At 68.9% G+C, this 23,126-nt stretch carries 24 protein-coding genes; 11 read left to right on the forward strand and 13 right to left on the reverse strand.

Annotated elements, in window-relative coordinates; genetic code table 11:
• The first annotated feature begins 80 nt into the window (after positions 1 to 80).
• On the forward strand, positions 81 to 398 hold the full coding sequence (locus AC07Q9_RS27075) for a DUF2917 domain-containing protein (RefSeq protein ID WP_495312429.1): 318 nt from the start codon (positions 81 to 83) through the stop codon (positions 396 to 398).
• Positions 399 to 496: 98 nt separating this feature from the next.
• On the opposite strand, the gene AC07Q9_RS27080 is transcribed toward AC07Q9_RS27075, so the two are convergent.
• A complete protein-coding gene (locus AC07Q9_RS27080; RefSeq protein ID WP_495312430.1) occupies positions 497 to 913 on the reverse strand; it encodes a BLUF domain-containing protein in 417 nt (138 codons plus the stop codon).
• Positions 914 to 1,005: 92 nt separating this feature from the next.
• On the opposite strand from AC07Q9_RS27080, the gene AC07Q9_RS27085 reads away from it, so the two are divergent.
• Positions 1,006 to 1,776 carry a Crp/Fnr family transcriptional regulator gene (locus tag AC07Q9_RS27085; protein WP_492679327.1) on the forward strand — a complete coding sequence of 257 codons (771 nt, stop codon included), beginning with the start codon at positions 1,006 to 1,008 and terminating at the stop codon, positions 1,774 to 1,776.
• Positions 1,777 to 1,788: 12 nt separating this feature from the next.
• On the opposite strand, the gene AC07Q9_RS27090 is transcribed toward AC07Q9_RS27085, so the two are convergent.
• Positions 1,789 to 2,637: a DUF6279 family lipoprotein gene (locus AC07Q9_RS27090; protein ID WP_495312431.1), complete on the reverse strand. Its 849-nt coding sequence runs from the start codon at positions 2,635 to 2,637 to the stop codon at positions 1,789 to 1,791.
• 49 nt (positions 2,638 to 2,686) lie between these two features.
• Between AC07Q9_RS27090 and glmU the strand changes: the two genes are divergently transcribed.
• The gene (gene glmU, locus AC07Q9_RS27095) at positions 2,687 to 4,117 is read left to right on the forward strand and encodes a bifunctional UDP-N-acetylglucosamine diphosphorylase/glucosamine-1-phosphate N-acetyltransferase GlmU (protein WP_139705299.1); all 1,431 of its coding nucleotides are present in this window, start codon (positions 2,687 to 2,689) and stop codon (positions 4,115 to 4,117) included.
• A gap of 46 nt (positions 4,118 to 4,163) precedes the next feature.
• Here the strand turns inward: glmU and AC07Q9_RS27100 are convergent, their stop codons facing one another.
• Positions 4,164 to 4,502 carry a hypothetical protein gene (locus AC07Q9_RS27100; protein ID WP_495312432.1) on the reverse strand — a complete coding sequence of 113 codons (339 nt, stop codon included), beginning with the start codon at positions 4,500 to 4,502 and terminating at the stop codon, positions 4,164 to 4,166.
• Between the two features lie 172 nt (positions 4,503 to 4,674).
• Between AC07Q9_RS27100 and AC07Q9_RS27105 the strand changes: the two genes are divergently transcribed.
• Positions 4,675 to 6,189, forward strand: coding sequence for an aminotransferase-like domain-containing protein (locus AC07Q9_RS27105; RefSeq protein ID WP_495312433.1), 1,515 nt, complete (start codon positions 4,675 to 4,677; stop codon positions 6,187 to 6,189).
• Here the strand turns inward: AC07Q9_RS27105 and AC07Q9_RS27110 are convergent.
• From AC07Q9_RS27110 to AC07Q9_RS27145, 8 genes are all read right to left on the reverse strand, one after another.
• A complete protein-coding gene (locus AC07Q9_RS27110; protein WP_062477915.1) occupies positions 6,162 to 7,088 on the reverse strand; it encodes an ROK family protein in 927 nt (308 codons plus the stop codon). The genes AC07Q9_RS27105 and AC07Q9_RS27110 overlap by 28 nt on opposite strands.
• 30 nt (positions 7,089 to 7,118) lie before the next feature.
• Positions 7,119 to 7,313, reverse strand: a complete 195-nt coding sequence (locus AC07Q9_RS27115) for a DUF2905 domain-containing protein (protein WP_056575522.1) — start codon at positions 7,311 to 7,313, stop codon at positions 7,119 to 7,121.
• A gap of 9 nt (positions 7,314 to 7,322) precedes the next feature.
• Positions 7,323 to 8,099 carry a histidinol-phosphatase gene (hisN, locus tag AC07Q9_RS27120; RefSeq protein ID WP_495312434.1) on the reverse strand — a complete coding sequence of 259 codons (777 nt, stop codon included), beginning with the start codon at positions 8,097 to 8,099 and terminating at the stop codon, positions 7,323 to 7,325.
• A gap of 99 nt (positions 8,100 to 8,198) precedes the next feature.
• Entirely contained in the window at positions 8,199 to 9,068 is an 870-nt protein-coding gene (locus AC07Q9_RS27125; RefSeq protein WP_495312435.1) for an ABC transporter permease, read from the reverse strand.
• A 121-nt stretch (positions 9,069 to 9,189) separates the two neighbouring features.
• Positions 9,190 to 10,089, reverse strand: a complete 900-nt coding sequence (locus AC07Q9_RS27130; RefSeq protein ID WP_495312436.1) for an ABC transporter ATP-binding protein — start codon at positions 10,087 to 10,089, stop codon at positions 9,190 to 9,192.
• 4 nt (positions 10,090 to 10,093) lie between these two features.
• Positions 10,094 to 11,104, reverse strand: coding sequence for an ABC transporter substrate-binding protein (locus tag AC07Q9_RS27135; RefSeq protein ID WP_070060080.1), 1,011 nt, complete (start codon positions 11,102 to 11,104; stop codon positions 10,094 to 10,096).
• 26 nt (positions 11,105 to 11,130) lie between these two features.
• Positions 11,131 to 12,030, reverse strand: coding sequence for a TauD/TfdA dioxygenase family protein (locus AC07Q9_RS27140; RefSeq protein ID WP_495312437.1), 900 nt, complete (start codon positions 12,028 to 12,030; stop codon positions 11,131 to 11,133).
• A 356-nt stretch (positions 12,031 to 12,386) separates the two neighbouring features.
• Positions 12,387 to 13,499, reverse strand: coding sequence for a class I SAM-dependent methyltransferase (locus AC07Q9_RS27145; protein WP_495312438.1), 1,113 nt, complete (start codon positions 13,497 to 13,499; stop codon positions 12,387 to 12,389).
• 42 nt (positions 13,500 to 13,541) lie between these two features.
• Between AC07Q9_RS27145 and AC07Q9_RS27150 the strand changes: the two genes are divergently transcribed.
• The 6 genes from AC07Q9_RS27150 (at position 13,542) to AC07Q9_RS27175 (ending at position 17,779) form a co-directional block, all read left to right on the forward strand.
• The gene (locus AC07Q9_RS27150; protein WP_495312439.1) at positions 13,542 to 14,324 is read left to right on the forward strand and encodes an SDR family oxidoreductase; all 783 of its coding nucleotides are present in this window, start codon (positions 13,542 to 13,544) and stop codon (positions 14,322 to 14,324) included.
• Between the two features lie 14 nt (positions 14,325 to 14,338).
• Positions 14,339 to 14,716: a dihydroneopterin aldolase gene (locus tag AC07Q9_RS27155; protein ID WP_056576172.1), complete on the forward strand. Its 378-nt coding sequence runs from the start codon at positions 14,339 to 14,341 to the stop codon at positions 14,714 to 14,716.
• Positions 14,717 to 14,768: 52 nt separating this feature from the next.
• Entirely contained in the window at positions 14,769 to 15,698 is a 930-nt protein-coding gene (ttcA, locus tag AC07Q9_RS27160; RefSeq protein WP_062477895.1) for a tRNA 2-thiocytidine(32) synthetase TtcA, read from the forward strand.
• A gap of 73 nt (positions 15,699 to 15,771) precedes the next feature.
• Entirely contained in the window at positions 15,772 to 16,368 is a 597-nt protein-coding gene (locus AC07Q9_RS27165) for a DUF4136 domain-containing protein (protein WP_495312440.1), read from the forward strand.
• A 22-nt stretch (positions 16,369 to 16,390) separates the two neighbouring features.
• Positions 16,391 to 17,041, forward strand: a complete 651-nt coding sequence (locus AC07Q9_RS27170; RefSeq protein ID WP_489059259.1) for a histidine phosphatase family protein — start codon at positions 16,391 to 16,393, stop codon at positions 17,039 to 17,041.
• 45 nt (positions 17,042 to 17,086) lie between these two features.
• On the forward strand, positions 17,087 to 17,779 hold the full coding sequence (locus tag AC07Q9_RS27175; protein ID WP_495312441.1) for a Crp/Fnr family transcriptional regulator: 693 nt from the start codon (positions 17,087 to 17,089) through the stop codon (positions 17,777 to 17,779).
• 239 nt (positions 17,780 to 18,018) lie between these two features.
• Here the strand turns inward: AC07Q9_RS27175 and AC07Q9_RS27180 are convergent, their stop codons facing one another.
• Together AC07Q9_RS27180 and AC07Q9_RS27185 are read right to left on the reverse strand one after the other, a co-directional pair.
• Entirely contained in the window at positions 18,019 to 21,186 is a 3,168-nt protein-coding gene (locus tag AC07Q9_RS27180; protein WP_495312442.1) for an efflux RND transporter permease subunit, read from the reverse strand.
• Positions 21,183 to 22,337 carry an efflux RND transporter periplasmic adaptor subunit gene (locus tag AC07Q9_RS27185; protein WP_495312512.1) on the reverse strand — a complete coding sequence of 385 codons (1,155 nt, stop codon included), beginning with the start codon at positions 22,335 to 22,337 and terminating at the stop codon, positions 21,183 to 21,185. Before AC07Q9_RS27185 ends, AC07Q9_RS27180 begins: the two co-directional genes overlap by 4 nt.
• A gap of 252 nt (positions 22,338 to 22,589) precedes the next feature.
• Between AC07Q9_RS27185 and AC07Q9_RS27190 the strand changes: the two genes are divergently transcribed.
• Positions 22,590 to 23,048, forward strand: coding sequence for a hypothetical protein (locus tag AC07Q9_RS27190; protein WP_495312443.1), 459 nt, complete (start codon positions 22,590 to 22,592; stop codon positions 23,046 to 23,048).
• Positions 23,049 to 23,126: the final 78 nt, after the last annotated feature.

Consider the following 23,126-nt stretch of genomic DNA (forward strand, 5'->3'; position numbering starts at 1 on the left):
AAAAACGATCATTCATTCCCGAACTGCGCCAACCTCTCTGTCTGTCAAAGGCGCTTCGGATCAGCCAAGGAGTCCTCATCATGTCCACCGCCGTCTGCACCAACGAATCGCTCGCTTCCCTGTCCCGTTCCACCCGCACCGCGGCCATTCCGCCGGCCGTGCGCCGTGGCGCCTGGCAGATTGCGCCCGGCGAGGCGGTGAGCCTGAAGGCGCGGTCGGCGAGCGTGCTGCGCGTCAAGCAGGGCCGCGTGTGGGTCACGCCCGACGCCACCGCCCACGGCCCCAGCGAAGACATCGTGCTGGCCCCGGGCGAATCGCTCACCGTGGCCGCCGGCCAGCGCATCGTCATGGAAGCCTGGGATGGCTACGGTGCCACCTACGTGTGGGACCCGGTCTGACCGACCGCCTGCACTCCCGGCTCTTCTGAACAAAGGCGGCTTCGGCCGCCTTTTTCTTTGCCCGGCGTTTTGGTGCCCCGCCGCCGGGGCCCCGGGGTTCAGCCGCTGATGTCGAAGCTGGCGCGCAGTGCCAGGAAGTGCGCCAGCGCGGCCTCTCCGCGCAGGGTCTGCAGCGCGGAGATCGGGTCGGGCCCCTCGCATTCAGCCAGGCCCATGGCGAAGCCCGTGTAGCGCCGCTCGGCCAGCGGGCCTTCGTGGACCACCACGAGCGCCATGTGGCGCGGATCACGCTGCAGCCGCGCCATCAGCCCCTGTACCGCCTCGCGCGGCCCCTCGAAATGCTGGCAGAAGCACTGGCCGTCGAACACCAGCAGGCCGGAAATGCCGTCCTCGGCGTTGCGCGCACGGGCCTGGGTGACGATCGCGCCCACGGTGGCGGGCGGCAGGTCGGGGGCGAGCAGGCTGCAATAGAGGAATTCGTGCAGCAGTTCTGCGGGTGCTTGTTCTTGTGTCATTCGGTGCGAAAGGGGAAGTCGCTTCGAGTCTAGAGGCCCGCCGCACGCCCCGAAATGTCAAAAGACATAGCAACGCGGGCCTATAGTGCGGCGTGAAATTCGAGGACTACCCCGTCGCCGCCTCCCCCCCGCAAGGCACGAACCCCTGCGAAAACTGCGCGCTGCGGCGCCTGGAGGCCTTCTTGCCCGTCACGGCGCAGCAGCTGCAGGCGATCCAGTCCTTTCGCACCGGCACCCGGCGCGTCGAGGCGGGCGGCACCATCGTCGACGAGCACCGCGCCAGCCCGCAGCTGTTCACGCTCTACGCGGGCTGGGCCTTCCGCTACAAGACCCTGAGCGACGGCCGGCGGCAGATCCTGGGTTTTCTGCTGCCCGGCGATTTCGTCGGCCTGCAGGACGAGTTTGCCGACGGCCAGACCCACGGCGTCGAGGCCGTGACCGACGCCACGCTCTGCGCCTTCGCGCGCGAGCGGCTGTGGGCGCTGTTCCAGACCCAGCCCCGGCTCGGCTACGACATCACCTGGCTGGCCGCGCGCGAGGAAAAACTGGTGGACGACCACCTCGTCAGCGCCGGGCGCCGCAATGCGGGCGAGCGCGTGGCCATGCTGCTCATGCACCTGTACCGCCGCGCCCAGCGCGTGGGCATGGTGCGCGACGGCTGGGTGGAGTTTCCGTTCAACCAGCAGCACATCGCCGACGCGCTGGGGCTGTCGCTGGTGCACACCAACAAGACGATGCGGCGCTTGCAGCGCCTGGGCCTGTACAAGCTCGACGGCGGCTGGCTGCGCATCCTGGAGCCGCATGCGCTCGAGACGCTGGGCGACTACTTCGAGCGCCCCCTGCGGCCGGTGCCGATGATCTGAGGGGTGGTCGCCTCAGCGCGCGGTCACCAGCTGCCGCAGGTCGCTCTGGTAGGCCTGCAGCCGCCGCACCGCCTGTTCGCGCTGCGTGGCGCTGGTGGTTTTGTGCAGCGCCGCCAGGTTGCGGCAACCTTCCTGCAACAGCGCCTGCTGCTGGTCGCGCCACGGGCCGGGCGGCGGATCGGCGATGCGCAGGATATAGGCATGCAGTGCGGCGCGGGCCTCGGCCGACGAGGTACGCGGGGCACCATTGGCGCCGAGAAAGCCCCGCAGCAGCACCAGCGCCTCCTGCTGGCGCAGGCGCCGTTCTTCATACGCCAGCCGCGGGCTGAACACCGACTGCGCCACCTGCTGGCGCAGCAGCGCGCGCTGCTCGGTCGTGAGACGGCCGTAGAAGTCTTCCTGGCGCTCGAGGAACTGGTCGTAGCGCTTGTCCTGCACCTGCGCGGGGCTGCGGTCGAGCCAGTCCTTGCGGTACTCGGTGTTGTTCTTCGCGTACTTGCGCTCGAGCTGCTGCAGCTGCGCGTCGCTCAGGCTCAGCACGAATTCGGCGCCGGCGGCCTCGGCACGCTCGGTGACAGCCAGCAGCCGCTCCCGGACCTGGTCGGCCAGCTGGCAGGCCTGGGCCGGCGTCACCTCGGCCGACGCCAGGCCCTGGGCCTCCTGCAGCAGGCCGATGATGCGTGGCAGCTCGTTCTGGCGGTGCCAGGCCAGCAGCTGGGTGAGTTCGTCGCGCACCTTGGGGGTCTGGGCGCCGTCGAAGTCGAAGTAGCCGTCGAGCCACCAGTAGCTCAGCTCGGGCAGGTTGTTGTAGGCCAGCTTGACCGCGCTGCAAGCCCCCAGGGCAGCGGCCAGCAGCAGCACACCGATAATTCGGGCCAGTCCAGCACAACGAATCCGGGAAGAAAAGCGCATGAATCAGACTCCGCAGCAGAGCAACCAGGGACCGGTCGACGTCGTCATCATGGCGGCCGGCAAGGGCACGCGCATGAAGAGCAAGCTGCCCAAAGTGTTGCATCGTTTGGCCGGCCGCGCCTTGCTGGCCCATGTGACCGACACCGCCGCGCGCATCGGCGCGCGCCATGTCGTGGTCGTGACGGGCCACGGCGCCGAGCAGGTCGAGACCGCGATCAAGGCCACGGCCGTGAACGCCGCCGCGCTCGGCTTCGCGCGCCAGGAGCCCCAGCTGGGCACCGGCCACGCCGTGCAGCAGGCCACGCCGCAGCTGCCGGACGACGGCACCGTGGTGATCCTGTCGGGCGACGTGCCGCTGATCGCCGAAGACACGCTGCGCACCCTCATCGCCGCCAGCGGCGGCGAACGGCTCGCGCTGCTGACCATCGAACTCGACGACCCCACCGGCTACGGCCGCATCATCCGCACCACGGCGGGCGGTGAAGTGACGGCCATCGTCGAGCACAAGGACGCCACCGAGGCGCAGCGCGCCGTGCGCGAGATCAACAGCGGCGTGATGGCCGCGCCCGCGCGGCTGCTCAAGGGCTGGCTGGCGCGGCTGGACAACAAGAACACCCAGGGCGAGTACTACCTGACCGACATCGTGAAGTTCGCGGCCGACGACCGCGTGCCGGTGGTGGCGCATGTCACGACCGACGCGCTGCAGGTGGCGGGCATCAACAGCCCGGCCCAGCTCGCAGCCCTGGAACGCGCCTGGCAGCTGCGCCAGGCCAACGCGCTGATGGAACAGGGCGTGCGCCTGGCCGACCCGGCGCGCTTCGACCTGCGCGGCACGCTGAGCTGCGGCGCCGACGTCGACATCGACGTCAACTGCGTGTTCGAAGGCACGGTGTCGCTGGGCGAAGGCGTGCGCATCGGTGCGAACTGCGTCATCGCCAACGTGCGCATCGAAGCGGGCGCGGTGATCCATCCCTTCACCCATATCGACGGCGAGAAGGCCGGCGTGACGGTGGGCGCGGGCGCGCTGGTCGGGCCGTTTGCGCGGCTGCGGCCCGGTGCCCAGCTGGGCGCCGAGGTGCACATCGGCAACTTCGTCGAGGTCAAGAACTCCACGCTGGCGGCCGGCGCCAAGGCCAACCACCTGGCCTACCTGGGCGACGCCACGGTGGGCGAGCGCGTGAACTACGGCGCAGGCAGCATCACGGCCAACTACGACGGCGCCAACAAGCACCGCACCGTGATCGAGGCCGACGTGCACGTGGGCAGCAACTGCGTGCTCGTGGCGCCCGTGACCATCGGCGCGGGCGGCACCATCGGCGGCGGCTCGACGGTGAACAAGTCGACCGAGCCCGGCGCGCTGACCGTGGCGCGCGGCAAGCAGGTCAGCTTCGCGAACTGGAAGCGGCCGCAGAAGTTGCCGAAGAACTGACGGCGGCTTCGGGCTCTGGTTCGGGGCAGGCGCCCTGCCCCGGACCTCACCAGCCCGTCAGCAGGCGCACGAAGCGCATCACCGGCCGCGCCTCTTCGACAGGCGCCGTGGCCCGAACCGCCCGCACCGGCGCATGCACCTGCAGGTGCACCGCCGTCACCGCCGACACCTCGATCCAGCCGCCCTGCGGCACGCAGTGCACGTCGCCTTCGCCGAGCAGCGTCTCGGTCATGAACACCCGCTCGCCCAGCCAGCCTGGCGGCGACACCACGCGGGCGCGGCCTTCGGCCAGTTGAAGCCAGGCGCCCGCGTCGACGGCGGTGCGCAGCGACTGGCCGGGTTCGAGGACGATGGAATCGGGGGCTTCGGACAGGGTGGTGATCATGGCGGACCTCGGGTGGATGTGGGCTTCATCGTAGGAATTCCGCCGCCCGAAAAACAGGCACACCCGATGGCTATTGCGACCGGAACAGCCGGGCCGCCACGCCATCTGTTATGGTCTTTTTCCCAGTCAACTGCATCTGTTTTCGGATGCCAGATGCGGGGAACATCGACCCATGGACTCGCTACCGCTCTACCGCCAGCTCGCGGCGCACTACGTCGACGCGATCCACGCCGGTTCGCTCAAGGCCGGCGACAAGCTCCCCTCGCTGCGCAGCCTGATGCGGCTGCACGACATCAGCCTCTCGACCGCGCTGCAGGTGTGCCGCGCCATGGAAAGCGAAGGCTGGGTCGAGGCGCGCGACCGCTCCGGCTACTTCGTGCGCCGCCCGCAGCGCCTGGCCATCGCGGCCATGGAAGAGCCCGTGTCCGGCCTGCCACCCGACCCGGCGCAGTTCGTCAACATGCGCACGCGCATGGCCAACTTCATGGCGCGCGGGCGGCTCAACGACGTGAGGCTCAACTTCGCGATCTCGCGCGCCGCCCCCGAGCTCTACCCGGCCGAGGCGCTGCGCAACGCCATGACGCGCGCGCTGCGCCAGCGCCCGGAGCTGCTGACCACCGCCTCCTCGCAAAAAGGCCACGAGCAGTTCCGCCAGGTGGTGGCCCAGCGCAACCTGCGCGTGGGCATGACGGTGGCGCCCGACGACGTGCTGGTCACCAACGGCTGCATCGAGGCGCTGAACCTCGCGCTGCGCGCCATCGCCAAGCCCGGCGACACCGTGGCCGTCGAATCGCCCACCTTCTACGGCCTGCTGCAGGTGCTCGAAAGCCTGGGCCTGCGCGGGCTGGAGATTCCGACCAGCCCGCAGACCGGCATCTCGCTGGAAGCGCTCGACCTGGCCATCCACACCTACGACGACATCAAGGCCGTGGTGGTGGTGCCGCACCTGCAGAACCCCATCGGCAGCGTGATGCCCGACGCCCACAAGCAGCGGCTGGTGCAGCTGTGCGAAAGCCACGGCATCGCGCTGGTCGAGGACGACACCTACAGCGACCTGGTGGAAACCGAGGTGCCGCCGCGCGCCATCAAGTCCTGGGACCGCACGGGCAACGTGGTGTATTGCGCCTCGCTGCACAAGGTGCTGGCGCCGGGCCTGCGGCTGGGCTGGATCACGGCCGGGCGCTGGCATGCGCAGGTCGAGATGCTCAAGTACGCGCAGACGCGCAACAACGAGGCGCTGGCGCAGATCGCCGCGGGCGAGATCATTGCCAGCGGCGGCTACGACCGCCACCTGCGCCGCCTGCGCGAACGCCTGCACACGCAGCGCGACCAGACGGCGGACGCCATCGCCCGCTACTTCCCGGCCGGCACGCGGCTGAACCTGCCGCGCGGCGGTTTCCAGCTGTGGGTGGAGCTGCCCGAGCGGCTGTCGTCGGTGGCCGTGTTCGAGGCGGCCCTGCGCGAGCACATGCTGGTGGCGCCGGGCGCGCAGTTCTCGAACGCCTCGCGCTTCGACCACTACCTGCGCATCAACTGCGGCTGGCCCTTCAGCGAGGCGGTCGATGCGGGGCTGCGGCGGCTCGGGCGGATCGTCGAGGAAGGCTGCGCCGCGCAGAAGAACCAGCCAGCCACACTGGTCCGGTCGCCGCGCGCTGCAACTCAGTCGAGCAGCGCCAGGGCCGCGTAGTCGCCCACCTTGTCGCCGAGACCGGCGGGCACCAGCAGCACGCCGCGCGTGAGCGGCGGCAGCTTGCCGTCGACCTGCGCCTGCAGCCGCGGCAGCACGAAGTCGCGGTGGTGCCAGAACACGCTGCCGCCCAGGCTGATGCGCTGCAGGTCGAGCGTGATGACGAGGTTGTAGAGCATGCGGCCGATCACACGGCACAGCGCGTCGGCCTTCTCGAGTGCAGCAGCGTCACCGGCCGCGGCGGCCGTGAACAGATCGGCCGCGGGCTGGCCGAAGCGGTGCGCGATCGAATTGCCGCCCGCCAGCGCTTCCACGTCGCCCAGGTTGCCGCAGCCGCACAGCGCGCCGCTGTCGTCGTCGACCACGAAGCTGTGGCCCGCATGGCCGGCGTTGCCGTTCTTGCCGCGCAGCGCCTTGCCGTCGACGCACAGGCCCACGCCCACGCCCGTGCTCCAGGTGGCGTAGGCGCAGTTGTCGAGCCCCTTCAGCGCGCCCCAGTGGCGCTCGGCCTCGAGCGCGGCCACGGCGTCGTTCTCGACGCGCACGCGGGCGAAGCGGCGCGCCAGCGGCGCCTCGACGATGGCCGTCATCCAGTTGTTGGGCAGCCCGCGCGAGGGGCCGGCGATGCCGCCGCAGATGTTGGGCGTGGCCAGCTCGACCATGCCGTCGTGCAGCTCGAAGGGCCCGGTCGACGACACACCCACGCGGTCGATGCTCGCCGGGTCGATGCCCTGCTCGGCGCACACCTCGTCGATGAGCCGCAGGATCTGCACCGCCACGGCGTCGTTGCTGCCGGTCTTGGCGGTGGGCTCGCTGCGGCGGCCGATCAGCGGCGCGTCGCTCGAAGCGGAAAGGCTCACGGCGACCTTGGTGCCGCCGATGTCTACGCAGGCTCTCATTGCGGGGTTCTCTTCTTTCTCAGGCGTTTCTCAGAGCAGCCGCGCGACCAGCGCCGCGATCATGCTGAGCACCACCGTGCTCGCGATCGGCAGCTGCCAGTCGCGGCCGAAGGCGCGAAACTCGAAATCGCCGGGCAGCCGTCCGAAGCCGAAGCGGCGCAGCCAGGCGGTCAGGCCGCTCATGAGCACCAGCGCCAGGACGACGACGATCAGCCAGCGGAACATGCAGACAGTCTAGGCCGCGAGCACGGCCAGGGCTTGTCGGTGAAGTTCGGGTGTGGCGGCAGCGATCACGCGCTGGTCGGCGTTCAGCCCCAGCGGCCGGCCCTCCCAGTCGGTGACGACGCCGCCCGCGGCCTCGATCAGGCCCGCCGGGCCCAGGAAGTCGTAGGGCTGCAGGCCGGTCTCGACCACGAGGTCGATGGTGCCGCCCGCGAGCTGCGCGTAGCCGTAGCAGTCGCCGCCGAAGCGGCGCATCGCGCACTGGCGGCTCAGGCGGTCGAAGGCGCTCCAGTCGGCCGGCGAGAAGATGTCGGGCGAGGTGGTGACGATGCGGGCCTTGGCGATCTCGGTGCAGCCGCTCACGCGCACGGGCTGGCCGTCGCGCGTGGCGCCCTTGCCGGCCTCGCCGATCCATCGCTCTTTCAGCACCGGCATGTCGACCATGCCGAGCACCACGCGCCCGCCCTGCAGCACGCCGATGAGCGTGCCCCACAGCGGCGAGCCGGTGATGAAGCTGCGCGTGCCGTCGATCGGGTCGAGCACCCAGATGCGGTCGGCGTCGAGCCGCTCGGGGCCGTGCTCCTCGCCGAAGATGCCGTCGGCGGGCACGCGCGCGCCGAGGATCTCGCGCATCGCCGTCTCGGCGGCGCGGTCGGCCAGCGTGACCGGGCTTTCGTCGGCCTTGGTGATGATGTCCAGCGGCGTGCGGAAGTAGCGCATCGACTGGGCGGCGGCGGCATCGGCCAGCGCACCGGCGATCGCGGAAAGGTCGGGGGCGGAAGAGCTCATGGGAAGGAGAACGCGTGCCAAAAGCTGCGATTAGACCCGAGCCCGCGCCCGTTTCGCCATCGCCGGGGCATTCGTCCGCCCGGCCCCTTCACCCGGGGGCTAGCGCTGCTGGCCCCAGCGCCGCACCGTGAGCCGCTCCAGCGTGCGAAAGCCCAGGCTTTCCACCAGCAGGCCGATCAGCACCACCAGCGCGAGGCCGGCGAACACGCGGTCGGTGTACAGCTCGTTGCGGTTCTGGAAGATGTACCAGCCCAGCCCGCCCTTGCCCGACGAGGCGCCGAACACCAGCTCCGCCGCGATCAGCGTGCGCCACGCAAAGGCCCAGCCGATCTTCAGCCCCGACAAAATCGACGGCAGCGCGGCCGGCACCAGGATCTGCAGCACGTAGCGCAGCCCCTTCAGCCCGTAGTTGCGCCCCGCCATGCGCAGCGTCTCAGGCACGCCCTGGAAGCCCGCGTAGGTGTTGAGCGCCAGCGGCCACAGCACCGAATGGATCAGCACGAACACCAGGCTGCCCCGGCCCAGCCCGAACCACAGCAGCGCCAGCGGCAGCAGCGCGATCGCGGGCAGCGGGTTGAACATCGAGGTCAGCGTGTCCAGCAGGTCGCGTCCGATGCGCGTGGACACCGCCAGCGTGGTGAGCCCGAAGGCCAGCAGCACGCCCGCGAGGTAGCCCTGCAGCAGCACGGCCAGCGAGATGCGCACCTTCTCGACCAGCTCGCCGCTGGCCAGCCCCTCGACCAGCGCGCGGGCGGTGGCGGTGAAGGTGGGCAGCAGCAGGTCGTTGTCCTGCCAGCGCGCTGCCAGTTCCCACAGCACGGCGATGACGGCGAGGATCAGGCCCTTGCGCAGCCAGGTGTGCGAAGCGAGGCGCGTGGCCAGCGGCAGCGCGCGCTCCACCGGCACTTCGGTGAAGGGTTCGAGCGTGCGTTCGTATTCAGGGCGGATGGGGGGCGTCAGGGTGCTCATCGTGTATTGCTCCTTCCCCCTCTGGGGGAAGGTTGGGATGGGGGCAGGCAGAGCGCCCGACAGGAACGCCGCATGCCCCCACCCCTGCCCTCCCCCGGAAGGGGAGGGAGAAAAGCCGGTGTCATGGTGTGGCCTGCTCTTCCTCGAACAGCATGTCGTGGATGCGCCGCGCCGTCGCCTGGAAGTCCGCACCGCCCAGGCTGTCCAGCGAGTAGCCGTGACTGTTGAGTTCGGCCCGCATGCGCCCCGGGTGCGGCGACAGCAGCGCCACGCGGTTGCCCACCACCAGCGCCTCCTCGATCGAGTGCGTGACGAACAGCAGCGTGAAGCGCACCTCGTCCCACAGTTCGAGCAGCTCCTGCTGCATGCGGCGGCGCGTGAGCGCGTCCAGCGCGGCAAAGGGCTCGTCCATCAGCAGCACGCGCGGCTGCATCGCCAGCGCACGCGCGATCGCCACGCGCTGCTTCATGCCGCCCGAGAGCTGGTGCGGGTGCACGTCGGCGAATTTCGAGAGGCCCACCTTGTCCAGGTAGTGCAGCGCGCGCTCGGCCGCTTCCTTGCGCCCCAGCGTGCGCGAGGCGAGCAGCGGGAACATCACGTTCTGCTTCACCGTCTTCCACGGCGGCAGCTGGTCGAACTCCTGGAACACGACGATGCGGTCGGGGCCCGGCTGCGTCACGCGCCGGCCGTCGAGGCGGATCTCGCCTTCGACCGGCGGGATGAACCCGGCCACGGCCTTGAGCAGCGTGGACTTGCCGCAGCCCGAGGGCCCGAGCAGCACGAAGCGGTCGGCGGCATGCACGTCGAAGCTCACGCGGTGCGTGGCGCGCACCACGCGCTCGGGCGTGCGGTACTCGAGGCTGACGCCGTCGACCTGCAGCAGCGCCTCGTGCACGTACGGCGGTGCCGCGTCGCCCGTGGCCACCACGCCGCGCCGCCGGGCCGGCCGCTGTGGCGCCACGCTGCCGCCGAGGAAGGCCGCGGCGGGCGGCCCTGCCAGGCGCTCGAGCCGGGACAGCATCGCGTCAGTTCCCCGAGGCCGTGTGCGCGTCGTCGAAGAAATAGTCCTTCACCGATGCCGGCTTGTTCTTGATCGCCCCCACGCGGTGCATGAACTCCGCGAACACGTAGGTGTTCTGCGGCGCGGTCTTGAACTGCACCTCGGGGTTCTTGATGATCTTCAGCAGCAGCTCGCGGTCGAGCTTGGCGTTGCTCACCTTCAGGTAGATGTCGGCCGCCTTCTCGGGGTTGGCCGTGACGAACTTCGCCGCCTCGTCGAGCGCGTCGACGAACGCCTTGTAGGTCTTGGGGTTCTCGTTGCGGAATTTCTCGGTCGCGTACAGCACCGTGGCCGACGACGGCCCGCCCAGCACCTGGTACGAGTTCAGCACGATGCGCGCGTTCGGATTGCCCGCCAGTTCCTGCTCCTGGAACGGCGGATTACCGAAGTGCCCCGTGATCTCCGTGCCGCCCTTGATGATCGCCGCCGCCGCGTCGGGGTGCGGCAGCGCCACGCTGATCTTGTCGAGCTTGTTGAACTCCTTGTCGCCCCACAGCTTGGCCGACGCGATCTGCAGCACCCGCGACTGCACCGACACGCCCACGGCAGGCAGCGCGATGCGGTCCTTGTCCGTGAAGTCGGCGATCGACTTCACGTTCGGGTTGTTGCTCACCAGGTAGTACGGGAAGTTGCCCAGCGAGGCCACGCCCTTCACGTTCTGCTTGCCCTTGGTGCGGTCCCACAGCGTGAGCAGCGGCCCCACGCCGGCGCCCGCGATCTCGATGTTGCCCGACAGCAGCGCGTCGTTCACCGCCGAGCCGCCCGAGAGCTTGACCCACTCCACCTTCGCATCGACCCCCGCGGCCTTCGCGTGCTTCTCGATCAGCTTCTGCTCCTGCGCCACGTTGAGCAGCAGGTAGACGATGCCGAACTGCTCGGCGATGCGGATCTGCCCTTCGGCGTGCGCGGCCAGGCTGCCGGCGAGAAGGCCGAGGCCGGTGACGAGCGCGGCGGCGCGGCGAGTGAAGCGGTTCATTGGAAAGTCCGGAAGATAAAAAGAAATCAGAACGGCGTGTCGCCCACGATGGTGGTGCGGTTGAGCCGGCGGCGCAGGTGGTCGGGTGTGCCTGCCGCGAGGTGCATCAGCGAGCGGTTGTCCCAGAACACCAGGTCGTGCGGCGCCCACGCGTGGCGGTACACGAACTCCGGCCGCGTGCTGTGCGCGAACAGCTCGGCCAGCAGCGCATCGCTCTCGCCTGGCGGCAGGCCGACGATGCGCGTCGTGAAGTGCTCGCTGACGAACAGCGCCTTGCGCCCCGTCTCCGGGTGCGTGCGCACCACGGGTTGCACGGCGGGTGCGACCTGGTCGATCTGTGCTTGTGAAAGCTTCGGCCGCCACGGGTTCTTCGCACGCAGCTCCTCGTACTTCGCGAGGTAGCTGTGCTCCGCCTTCAGCGGCAAGATGCGCTGCTGCAGCTCGGCAGGCAGCGCCTCCCATGCCAGGTGCTGGTCGGCAAACAGCGTGTCGCCGCCTTCGCTCGGCAGCTCCTGCGCGTGCAGCAGCGAGCCCAGGCTGGGCGTGGGCTTGTACGAAATGTCGGAGTGCCAGTACACGCCCGCGTCGCCGAGACCGATCGGCTCGCCGTTTTCCTTGACGTTCGAGACGATCAGGATCTCGGGGTGGTTCTTCAGCTGGAACTGGTGCAGCACGTGGATCTCCAGCGGCCCGAAGCGGCGGCTGAAGTCGATGTGCTGCGCGGGCGTGATGCGCTGGTCGCGAAAGACCAGCACGTGGTGGTCCAGGTGCGCGCGGTGGATGCGTTGGAAGTCGGCGGCGTTGATCGGCTCAGCGATGTCGAGCCCGACGATCTCCGCACCCACCGGCGCATCGAAAGGCCGCACCTCGAAGGGCTGCGCCGGGGCCTCGGCAGTGGAGGTTGCACGGGAAAGAACGGCAGTCATGCCGCGAATGTAGAAGCGCGCCCCCCATTCCCCAACGAAGTCTTTGTTGCTTGCTTATGACCAACTCTTTCCATTGAAAGCACAAGCCGCGGGCCGAGCGCAGCGACGGCCCGCCCGGCATCCACGCCCCTCTGGCTGCGCCGAGGAGCGCAGCGTTTCGCGGATCAGGGCTCGCCCTTGTTTGAGCGAAGCGAGTTTGGGCGAGACCCCGCGAAACGCGAGCACCGCAGGTTGCCCGCAGCGAAGCGGAGGGACGCAGACAGTGGGGTCGCCTTTTCTTTGCTTACTTTCTTTTGGCGAAGCAAAAGAAAGTGAGTCGCCCGCCGGGGCGAGACCCGGCCTCGGGAAGCAAACCCTCAGAGGGTGTGACTCCGATCCCCTTCAGAGAACCCCACAGCGTCCCAGGGTTCACCGACAGCAAACCCCACCACCTTGAACAACTCCCCCATCTCATGCTCATGAATCAACCGAGCCGCCATCCCCCGCTGCGCCACGGTCCCTCGTTCCATCAACCCCAACATCCCGCAGTTCAAAAGAAACCGCGCCTGGCTCGTGTAGCCAAGAACAGAAAGCCCCGCCTCCTGCCCCGCCACGGCAATCCCCGTGAAGTCCACATGCGCCGTGATGTCCTTGTACCCGACCTCCGAAAGAGGATCGCCATCCGCCTGATGCCCCCGATGGCACATCACCGTCCCCATGTGCCGCTGCGGGTGGTAGTACTCGCCCTCGGGAAACCCATAGTCGATGAGAAACGCCGCCCCCTTCTCAAGCCGGTCCGCGAGCGTCGCAATAAAAGCCTGCGCCTGCGGATGCACCTCGGTGAGGTAGTCATGCACCCCCGACACCTCCACCGGCGGCCGCAACTCGGTAGCCCGGTCCGCCCACGTCCACCCATCCCCCGCCGGATTCCGCACCACCCCCCGCTCGAACCAGACCCCCTTCACCCGCGCCAGCAACTGCACCGGCATCGCATCGAGCACCTCATTGCCGACCACCACGCCCGCCATGGACTCAGGCAACTCCCCGAGCCATTCAACCCGCTCCGCATGCCCCGCCAGCGCCTGCTGCTGCCGCTCCCGCAAGGTGCCCGACAGATCGACGATGCGATAGCGCACATCGCTGCGCCCCATCTCGCCCAGCGCATGCAGCAGCTGCACCGCCAGCGCCCCCGAGCCCGCGCCGAACTCCCACACGGTGTCGGTGCCGGTTTTCTCCAGCGCTTCGAGCACCTGCACCGCGAGCGTGTGGCCGAACATCGGCGTCAGCTCGGGCGCGGTCACGAAGTCGCTGCCGGACGAGGGCATGTGGCCGAACTTGGCCGAGGTGTTGGCGTAATAGCCGAGCCCCGGCGCGTACAGGGCCAGGGCCATGAAGCGGTCGAAGCCGATCCATCCGCCGGCGCGCTCGACGGAGCGGGCAATCAGATGGTCGAGGGCGATGGGTAAACTGTTTGTCGTTGGCGTCGTCACGGCGCCATTGTCCTCTTCCTGTCTTCTGTCTTCCTCCTCCGAATGAGCGCCATCCCCCCCTCCTCCCCCGATCGCCGCCGCACCGTCCTCGTCACGGGCGCGGGCCGCCGGCTGGGCCGCGAGATCGCGCTGGCGCTCGCCGCGGGCGGCTGGCAGGTGGCGGTGCACTACCGCAGCTCGCGCGCCGAAGCCGAGCAGACCGTGGCCGATTGCGCCGCGCGCTCGGGCGACTCGGCCCTGTTCGAGGCCGACCTGGCCGACGAGCAGGCCACCCGCGCCCTGCTGCCGCGCGTGGCGGCGCGCTTTCGCGCTGTCGATGCCGTGGTGCACAGCGCCGCCCTCTTCGAGCACGACGACGCCGCCAGCTTCAGCTACGCGCTCATGGAGCGCCACGCGCGCAGCAACACCGGCGCGGCCATCCTGCTGGCGCAGGCGCTGCACGACCACCTGGCCCGGCGCGATGCGCAGGGCGCCGTGGTGCACCTGCTCGACCAGAAGCTGTGGAACCCGAACCCCGACTTCCTGAGCTACACGCTCTCCAAGGCCGCACTCGAAGCCGCCACCCCCATGCTGGCGCTGGCGCTGGCGCCGCGCGTGCGCGTGGTGGGCGTGGCGCCCGGCCTCACGCTGGCGAGCCACATGCTCGACGATGACAAGTTCGCGCAGCTGCACAAGCTGTCGCCGCTGGGCCGCTCGTCCACATCGGAAGACGTGACCGCCACCGTGAAGTTCGCGCTGGAGAACAGCTCGATCACCGGCACCACGCTGCTCGTCGACGGCGGCCAGCACCTCATGAAATTCGAGCGCGACTTCTCGCTCATGTGACGAGCACCACCACCATGTCCACGAACACACCGCACGGCCACCAGACACTCACCCTCCAGGGCCTGCGCTTCGACGCCAACCTAGGCATCCTCGAGCAGGAAAAGACCGCGCCGCAGCCGATCCTGGTGGACGCCGAGCTCAACCTCGGTCCGCAGCCGCTGCTGCCGCAGGACGACGACATCTTTCACGTGCTGGACTACCGCAAGGTGCGCCGCATCATCATCGACGAGTGCACCGCCGAGCACGTCAACCTGCTCGAAAGCCTGATCGGCAAGCTCGCGCAGCGCCTGCTGCAACTGCCCGGCGTGCGGGGCGTGCGCGTGAAGATCGCCAAGCTCGAAATCTTCGACGACTGCGAAGTCGCCATCCGCATCGAAGCCGGGGAATGGTGATCCAAGGCAAAATCGGGGGTCTTTCCCCTGATTTGCCCGAAGTAGCCCCCCAATGAACGCCGTCTGGATCGACGATACGCCCGAAGCCGGTGCGCCCTCCAACTCGCTGAAGATCGAACGCGAGACGCACAAGCTCGAAAAGCGCCTGTGCCGCCAGGTCGGCCAGGCCATCGTCGACTACAACATGATCGAAGAAGGCGACAAGGTCATGGTGTGCGTTTCGGGCGGAAAAGACAGCTACGCGCTGCTCGACATCCTGCTCAAGATGAAGGCGCGCGCGCCCATCCACTTCGACATCGTCGCGGTCAACCTCGACCAGAAGCAGCCCGGCTTCCCCGAAGAGGTGCTGCCCAAGTACCTGAGCGAACTCGGCGTGGCCTTCCACATCGAGAACCAGGACACCTACAGCATCGTCAAGCGCGTCATCCCCGAGGGCAAGACCACCTGCGGCCTGTGCAGCCGGCTGCGCCGCGGCATCCTGTACCGCGTGGCCGACGAGCTGGGCGCCACCAAGGTCGCGCTGGGCCACCACCGCGACGACATGCTGCAGACCTTCTTCCTCAACATGTTCTTCGGCGGCAAGCTCAAGAGCATGCCGCCCAAGCTGGTGAGCGACGACGGCAAGCACATCGTGATCCGCCCGCTGGCCTACGTGGCCGAAAAGGACACGGTGCGCTGGGCGCAGCACCGCGAGTTCCCGATCATTCCCTGCACGCTGTGCGGCAGCCAGGAGAACCTGCAGCGCAAGCAGGTCGGCGAGATGCTGCGCGAGTGGGACAAGAAGTACCCCGGCCGCGTGGAAAACATGTTCACCGCGCTGCAGAACGTCGTGCCTTCGCACCTGCTGGACGGAACGCTGCACGACTTCCAGGGTCTGAAGGCGACGGGCGTGGCCGACGAGAACGGCGACAAGGCCTTCGACACGCCCGCTTTCGACCTGCTCTCCCAGGCACCCTCGGCCCTGCGCATCGTCCAGGGCTGACTCGGGCAACCCAGGGGAATTTAGGGCACTTGGCCCGGAGACCCTTATGTATCGTGCGTTTTCAGCTCTATTTTTGGTAGCAACCCTGAGCGGCTGCGCCACCTCCTGGGTGGTCGACAGCAACGTCAAGAGCTTTGCCACGCCGGGCACGACCGTGCCGCCCGGCGCCACCTACCGCTTCGAGCGCCTGCCTTCGCAGCAGGCCGACACGGCGCGCCAGGAAGGCCTGGAGGCCATGGCCGCGGCCGCGCTCGACAAGGTCGGCCTGCGCCGCGACGACGCAAGGCCGCAGTACACGGCGCAGATCGGCGCGCGTGTCACGGCGGCGCTGTCGCCCTGGGCCGATCCATGGCTGTACGGGCCCGGCCCCTGGGGCTACGGCTACGGCGGCTACTACGGCCACCGCTGGTATGGCAGCGGCTGGTACGGCGGCCCGATGTTCACGCCGCCGGCCAACCCCTGGTACCAGCGCGAGGTGAGCCTCGTGCTGCGCGAGGCGGGCGGCAGCCACCGCGTGGTGTACGAGACCCGCGCGCGCAACGACGGCCCCTACAGCTCCAGCGCGGCGATCCTGCCGGTGATGTTCGAGGCCGCGCTGCAGGGCTTTCCGAACCCGCAGCCGGGCGAGCGCCGTGTGAACATCGAGCTCACGCCAGCCGCCAGGAAATGACGCACTTCTAGAATTCGGACGGATGGAAGCCAATCTCACCCGCCTGATCGCCGTGCGCCACGGCGAAACCGCCTGGAACGTCGACACCCGCATCCAGGGCCACCTCGACATCGGCCTCAATGCCACCGGCCTCTGGCAGGCGCAACGCGCCGGACAGGCGCTGGCCGACGAACCGATCGCGGCGGTCTATGCCAGCGACCTCTCGCGCGCCTGGCAGACCGCCCAGGCCATCGCCGAGCCCCACGGCCTCGCCGTGCAGCCCGACCTGGGCCTGCGCGAGCGCGCCTTCGGCCGCTTCGAGGGCATGAGCTTCGCCGAGATCGAGGCCACGCTGCCCGAGGACGCGCGCCGCTGGCGCGAGCGCGATCCCGAGTTCGAACCCGAAGGCGGCGGCGAGAGCCTGCTGACCTTTCGCGACCGCGTGACCGGCACCGCCTCGGCCATCGCCGCGCGCCACCCGGGCCAGCTGGTGGTGCTGGTGGCCCACGGCGGCGTGATGGACGTGCTCTACCGCGCCGCCACGCGCCAGGAGCTGCAGGCGCCGCGCACCTGGCAGCTCGGCAACGCGGCCATCAACCGCATGCTGTGGACGCCCGAGGGCTTCAGCCTCGTCGGCTGGAGCGACATCGCCCACCTGGCGACGGACACGCCGCTGGACGAGCCCACGACCTAGCACGATGGGCCGCTTGCCTTTCTTCGCCCCGGGCAAGACGCTCCCATGAAAAGAACGAATTCCACGCCCTCGGCCTACGCCAGCTGGGACGCCTCCCAGTCGCTGTCCGCGCCGTGGATCGACGCCACGCACCTGGGAAGCTTCGTCACCCTGGAAGCCGGCGACACCATTGCGCGCGAAGGCGAACGGCACGACTACTTCTATCTCTTGCGATCGGGCTTCGTGCATTCCACGGTCCACCGAAGCAACGGCGCGGAGTTCCTGCTCGAAATCTTCGGGCCCGGTGCGATCTTTGGCGAAGGCCCGGCGTTTGCCGACAGCCCCCGGCCCACGACGACCCGCGCGGTCGCGCCGGCCATGCTCAGCCGCTACCGCCCGGCGGATGTCGCGCAGCAGTTCTCGGCGCTGCCCGAGCTCGCGACCTCGTTGATCCAGCTGCTCGGATTCAAGAACCACATGATCGTCGCCAAGCTGGCCGGGGTGGCCTCGGCGGCGCCCAAGGAGCGGGTCATCGATCTGCTGCTGCGTGTGGCGCGCCCGCCGTCGACGCAGGCATCGCACACGCTCACCGTCGATCTGACGCACGAGCAGATCGGCGCCATGACGGCCTTGAGCCGCGTCACCGTCACGCGCGCGCTGAATGCGCTGGCGGGACAGGGGCTCATCGAAACGCGAGCCCGGCAGGTCACCATTCCAGATGCGGCGGCCTTGCGTTGTTTCCGCGACGCGACACCGTAAGAAAAAAGCCCACCTCCTGTATCGCTGGATACCGTCGACACCCTCACCCCCTCGCCATCATTCACCCCGTCACACACATGGGAAGAGCGGCGGCGGAGGGAATGAGGGAGCCGTTGAGGAGAGAGGCCGGAGCGCCTTCAATGGGCGATGGTCCGGGTGTGGCTTAGCGCTGGACTGCACAAGTCCTTCCTGGCCGGGTGGCCCACGCTCATGGCCATCCGGCATCTTTTGAATCGCCGTCAGGCGTGCGAGGCGGCGTGGCCGCCAGCAGCTGCAGCCTCGGCCTTCGCCTCGCCCGGCAACTCCACCATCGGCCCGCTGCCGCTGTAGCGGTCGAGCGCCAGGTAGATCGCGGGCGTGATGTACAGCGTGATCACCTGCGAGAAGATCAGCCCGCCCACCACCGCCACGCCCAACGGCTGGCGCAGTTCGGCGCCGGCACCCAGGCCCAGCGCGAGCGGCAGCGCGCCCATCAGCGCGGCCAGCGTGGTCATCAGGATCGGGCGGAAGCGCAGCCGGCAGGCCTCGCGGATCGCGTCGACCGGCTTCATGCCCTCGGTGCGCTGCGCGTCGAGGGCGAAGTCGATCATCATGATCGCGTTCTTCTTCACGATGCCGATCAGCAGCAGGATGCCGATGGTCGCGATCAGCGTGAGGTCGAAGCCGAAGATCTTCAGCGAGAGCAACGCCCCCACCGCCGCCGAGGGCAGGCCCGCCAGGATGGTGATCGGGTGGATGTAGCTCTCGTACAGCACGCCCAGCAGCACGTAGATGACCAGCACCGCGAGCACCAGCAGCACCGCCTGGCTCGACTGCGAACTCTGGAACACCGCCGCGTCGCCGCCGTAGGTCGTGATGATCGACTGCGGCATCTTCAGCTCGTCCTTGAAGCGGTCGATCTTCGCGGTCGCGTTGCCCAGCGGCACGTCGGGGCCGAGGTTGAACGACACCGTCACCGCCTGCAGCTGCCCCTGGTGGTTGACCGAGGTCGGCCCCACGGTGCGCTTGACGGTCGAGAAGGCCGACAGCGGCACCAGCTTGCCGGTGGTGCTGCGCACCGACAGGCGCGCCACGTCTTCCTCGAACTGGCGGTCGCTGTCGGCCGCCGACAGGATGACCTGGTAGGTGTTGCTGGCGCCGTAGATGCTGCCGATCTGGCGGTCGCCGTAGGCGTTGTACAGCGCGGTGCGCAGGTCGCCCACGGCCACGCCGAGCACGCCGGCCTTGTCGCGATCGATCTCCAGCGTGGCCTGCAGGCCGCGGTTCTGCGAATCGCTGGTCACGTCGCGAAAGTCGGGGTCGGCGCGCATGCGCTCCATGAGCCGGGTCGACCACGGCACCATCTCACCGGCGTTCACGCTCTGCAGCGTGTACTGGAAGCGCGCCTTGCTCTGGCGCCCGCCCAGGCGCAGGTTCTGCACCGGCTGCATGTACACGGCAATGCCCGGGATCTCGCGGAAGCGCTGGCGCAGCGACTCGAGCACCTTGGCCATCTTGGGGCGTTCGCTGCGCGGCTTGAGCACCGCGAACAGCCGGCCCGAGTTCTGCGTGGCGGTCGGGCCGCCCACGCCGACGAAGGAACTCACGTAGTCCACGCTCGGGTCGGCCTTGAGCGCGGCGGCCACACGGTCCTGCAGCGCCTTCATGGCGGTGAACGAAATGTCTTCGGCCGCCTCGGTGGTGATCTGGATCTGGCCGATGTCTTCCTCGGGGAAGAAACCCTTGGGAATGCTGACGAAGAGCCAGGCCGTGACGACGAAGGTCAGGCCCGCCATGGCCAGCATCAGCGCGCGGTGCCCGAGCGTCCAGTCGAGCGTGCGCATGTAGCCGCCGTGCACCGCGCGGTAGCCGCGCTCGAAGGCACGGCCGATCGCCGTGCCGGGCTCCGGGTGCTCTTCTTCGTGATCGAGTGCGCCTTCCTTGCGCGGCACGTGCTTGAGCAGCCGGCTCGCGAGCATGGGCACGAGCGTGAGCGACACCACGGCCGACACCAGCACCGCCAGCGCCACGACCACGGCGAACTCGTGGAACAAGAGGCCGATCACGCCGGGCATGAAGAAGATCGGGATGAACACGGCCACCAGCGAGATCGAGATCGACACGATGGTGAAGCCCACCTCGCGCGCGCCGCGCAGCGCGGCGGCCATCGGCTCCATGCCCTTCTCGACGTAGCGCATGATGTTTTCGAGCACCACGATGGCGTCGTCCACCACCAGTCCCACGGCCAGCGTGATGCCCAGCAACGAGACGTTGTCCAGGCTGTAGCCGAAGGCGTACAGCAGCGCCACCGCGCCGATCAGCGAGATCGGAATGGTGGCCGCCGGGATCAGCGTGGCCACCAGCCGGTGCAGGAACAGGAAGATCACCAGCACCACCAGCGCGATGGTGCCCAGCAGCGTGAGCTGCACGTCGTGCACCGCCTCGCGGATGGAGATCGAGCGGTCGTTGACCATCTGGATCTCGACCGACTGCGGCAGCTCGGCCTTGAAGCGCGGGATGAGCGCGCGCACCGCGTCCACCACCTGCACGGTGTTGGCATTGGGCTGGCGCTGCACGGCCAGCGAAATCGAGTCTTGCCCGTTGAAGCTGCTGCCGGTCTTGACCGACTCGAAGCTGTCCTCGAGCGTGGCCACTTCGTCCAGCCGCACCGGCGCGCCGTTGCGCTGCGCGATGATGAGCTTGGCGAAGTCGGCCGCCCTCATGAGCTGGCGGTTGGCCTGGATGGTGAGCGTCTGGCGCGGGCCGTCGAGCGTGCCGACCGGCGTGTTGGCGTTGGCCGAGTTCACGGCCTTGGCCAGCTCGTCGAGCGTGATGTTGCGCGCGTTGAGCAGGTCGGCGTTGGCCTTGATGCGCACCGCGAAGGCCTTGCGCCCGTACACGCCCACCTGCGCCACGCCGTCGATGGTCGAGAGCGTGGGCGAAATGAGGTTCTCGGCGTAGTCGTTGAGCTCCGACGGGTTCATCGACGGCGAGATCAGCGCAATGAACAGCACCGGCGCGTCGGCCGGATTCACCTTGCGGTACGAGGGCAGCTGCGTCAGCTCTTGCGGCAGCTGGCGCTGGGCGCGCAGCAGCGCGGCCTGCACGTCGACCGCGGCGGCGTCGATGTCGCGGCTGCTGACGAATTCGAGCGTGAGCGAGGTCACGCCCTGCGTGTTCACCGAACTGATGGTCTGCAGGCCGGGGATGGTCGAGAACTGCTTTTCTAGCGGCAACGCGACCGAACTCGCCATGGTGTCGGGGCTGGCGCCCGGCAGCTGCGCGTTGACGTTGATGACCGGCGTGTTGTAGCTCGGCAGCGCCGCGACCGGGATGCTGAAGTACGCAAAGATGCCGATGACCACGACGGCCGCCGACAGCAGCACCGTCATCGCCGGACGGCGGATGCAGAGCTCTGAAATGTTCATGCCCGTTCCCGCACCGGCTTGATGTCCGACGACGCCGCGCTGCCGGGCGTGACGCCCGTGGTGCCGTTGGCGGGCGCGCCGCCGGGTCCGGCCGGCGCCTTGACGTCGACGCGCACCTTGCCGCCCGGGCGCACGTTCTGGCTGCCTTCGATCACCACCTGCTCGCCGGGCGTCACGCCGCTCACCGCGACCTTGGTGCCGAAGGTGTGCAGCACCTTGACCTGGCGACGCGCCGCGTTGCGTTCGGCATCGACCACGTACAGCGAGGTGCCGTCGGACAGCATCATGAGCGCCGCAGCCGGCACCACGGTGACGCCGTCGAGCATCCGCACCGTGATGCGCGTGTTGACGAACTGGCCGGGCCACAGGCTCTGGTCGGCGTTGGCGAACACCGCCTTGGCGCGGACGGTGCCGATCTGCGGATCGACCGTGTTGTCGACGAAGTCGAGCGTGCCGAACAGCGGCTCGCGCCGGCCCGTGACCAGCGCCTCCACCTTGGCGCGCGTGCGCGACGCGGCCAGCAGGTCCTGCAGGTTGCCTTCGGGCACGGGGAAGCTCACGGCGATGGGGTCGAGCTGGGTGATGGTGACCAGCGACAGCGTGGGCTGCACCAGCGTGCCCGGGTAGATGTTCACGGCGCCGATGCGCCCGGCGATGGGTGCGCGCAGCGTGGCGTAGCCCAACGCCACCTGCGCCGACTGCACGGCGGCGCGGTCGGCCGCGACGGCGGCGCGCTGCGCCTGGAGCTGCGACAGCGTGGCGTCGGCCGCGCTCTTGGCAATGAAGTTCTGTGCCACCAGGTCCTGGCTGCGCTTGTACTGGCGCTCCAGGTCGGCCATGGTGGCCTCGTCCTTCTGCTGCTGGGCCCGGGCGCGCGCGAGGTTGGCCTGGTCGTTGCGGTCGTCGAGCGTGAAGAGCAGCTGCCCTGCCTTCACGAACTGGCCTTCCTTGACGTGCACCGCGCTCACGGTGTTGGTGACCTGCGGGCGCAGGTCGACGCTGTTGAGCGAGACCACGCTGCCGTTGACCTGCACCGTGACCGGCACGTCCTGCTTCTCGGCCGTGGCCAGCGTGACCAGCGCGGCGGGAGGCCCGGCATTCGCGGACTTGGCGTCTTTCGTGTCTTTCGTGACGGGCCGATCGCCCGACATGCGCCACCAGCCGCCCGCGACGGCTACGATCAACACGCCCGCGAGGGCGAAGGCGGCAGTTTTCTTCATGGGTTCTTGTGCACTTTGGGCTGACAGCAGCTATTGGAGCAGTGGCCGGCGCACAGTGTTCACGGGCGCCGTAAAGAAATGTAAAGCAGGCCGACGCAAAGCCCCCGCACCACCCGCTGCACCCGGTATGAGGGAAAACACCCCTCGCTAAAATCGCCGGTCCACAGCCTCTGGATATACCCCATGAACCGCTGCAAGACACCCACGAAAACGCTCACTTCCCTCGCTATCTGCGCCGCCCTTGCTAGCGCCGCCGGTCTTTTCTCGCTCCAGGCCAGCGCCCAGGACGAGGTGCCCCGTCCGCAGACCCAGAACGAGTCGCTCAACGGCGGGCGCAACTTCCCCATCGGCACGCTGCGCGGCAAGTTCATGGTGACCAGCGCCCCCGACGTCGAGCTCGACGGCCGGGCCGACCGCCTGGGCGCCGGCGCGCGCATCCGCAGCCCGCAGAACATGCTGGTGATGCCCGGCGCCATCATTGGCCAGAAGTACCTCGTGAACTACACGCGCGACGCCGCCGGGCTGCTGCGCGAGGTCTGGATCCTGACGCCCGACGAGGCCCTGGCCAGCCGCGAATCGCTGAACAAGCCGTTCCTGAACATCTGGCCGTTCACCTCGAACGACACGCTGAACACGCAGTAACGCGGCCACCCCGCACGCAAGCAAAAATCCGCGGGCGCCACGCGCGCCCCGCAGCCCTTCCTCCTTTCGAAGGGCACA

It is taken from the genome of Variovorax sp. GW821-FHT09A10 (assembly GCF_059418385.1).

Excerpts from the sequence above, each read along its gene's own strand:
- AC07Q9_RS27075 (WP_495312429.1), top strand. The coding sequence starts at position 81 with ATGTCCACCGCCGTCTGCACCAACGAATCGCTCGCTTCCCTGTCCCGT.
- AC07Q9_RS27080 (WP_495312430.1), bottom strand. The coding sequence starts at position 913 with ATGACACAAGAACAAGCACCCGCAGAACTGCTGCACGAATTCCTCTAT.
- glmU (WP_139705299.1), top strand. The coding sequence starts at position 2,687 with ATGAATCAGACTCCGCAGCAGAGCAACCAGGGACCGGTCGACGTCGTC.
- AC07Q9_RS27100 (WP_495312432.1), bottom strand. The coding sequence starts at position 4,502 with ATGATCACCACCCTGTCCGAAGCCCCCGATTCCATCGTCCTCGAACCC.
- AC07Q9_RS27105 (WP_495312433.1), top strand. The coding sequence starts at position 4,675 with ATGGACTCGCTACCGCTCTACCGCCAGCTCGCGGCGCACTACGTCGAC.
- AC07Q9_RS27110 (WP_062477915.1), bottom strand. The coding sequence starts at position 7,088 with ATGAGAGCCTGCGTAGACATCGGCGGCACCAAGGTCGCCGTGAGCCTT.
- AC07Q9_RS27115 (WP_056575522.1), bottom strand. The coding sequence starts at position 7,313 with ATGTTCCGCTGGCTGATCGTCGTCGTCCTGGCGCTGGTGCTCATGAGC.
- hisN (WP_495312434.1), bottom strand. The coding sequence starts at position 8,099 with ATGAGCTCTTCCGCCCCCGACCTTTCCGCGATCGCCGGTGCGCTGGCC.
- AC07Q9_RS27125 (WP_495312435.1), bottom strand. The coding sequence starts at position 9,068 with ATGAGCACCCTGACGCCCCCCATCCGCCCTGAATACGAACGCACGCTC.
- AC07Q9_RS27130 (WP_495312436.1), bottom strand. The coding sequence starts at position 10,089 with ATGCTGTCCCGGCTCGAGCGCCTGGCAGGGCCGCCCGCCGCGGCCTTC.
- AC07Q9_RS27135 (WP_070060080.1), bottom strand. The coding sequence starts at position 11,104 with ATGAACCGCTTCACTCGCCGCGCCGCCGCGCTCGTCACCGGCCTCGGC.
- AC07Q9_RS27140 (WP_495312437.1), bottom strand. The coding sequence starts at position 12,030 with ATGACTGCCGTTCTTTCCCGTGCAACCTCCACTGCCGAGGCCCCGGCG.
- AC07Q9_RS27150 (WP_495312439.1), top strand. The coding sequence starts at position 13,542 with ATGAGCGCCATCCCCCCCTCCTCCCCCGATCGCCGCCGCACCGTCCTC.
- AC07Q9_RS27155 (WP_056576172.1), top strand. The coding sequence starts at position 14,339 with ATGTCCACGAACACACCGCACGGCCACCAGACACTCACCCTCCAGGGC.
- ttcA (WP_062477895.1), top strand. The coding sequence starts at position 14,769 with ATGAACGCCGTCTGGATCGACGATACGCCCGAAGCCGGTGCGCCCTCC.
- AC07Q9_RS27170 (WP_489059259.1), top strand. The coding sequence starts at position 16,391 with ATGGAAGCCAATCTCACCCGCCTGATCGCCGTGCGCCACGGCGAAACC.
- AC07Q9_RS27175 (WP_495312441.1), top strand. The coding sequence starts at position 17,087 with ATGAAAAGAACGAATTCCACGCCCTCGGCCTACGCCAGCTGGGACGCC.
- AC07Q9_RS27180 (WP_495312442.1), bottom strand. The coding sequence starts at position 21,186 with ATGAACATTTCAGAGCTCTGCATCCGCCGTCCGGCGATGACGGTGCTG.
- AC07Q9_RS27185 (WP_495312512.1), bottom strand. The coding sequence starts at position 22,337 with ATGTCGGGCGATCGGCCCGTCACGAAAGACACGAAAGACGCCAAGTCC.
- AC07Q9_RS27190 (WP_495312443.1), top strand. The coding sequence starts at position 22,590 with ATGAACCGCTGCAAGACACCCACGAAAACGCTCACTTCCCTCGCTATC.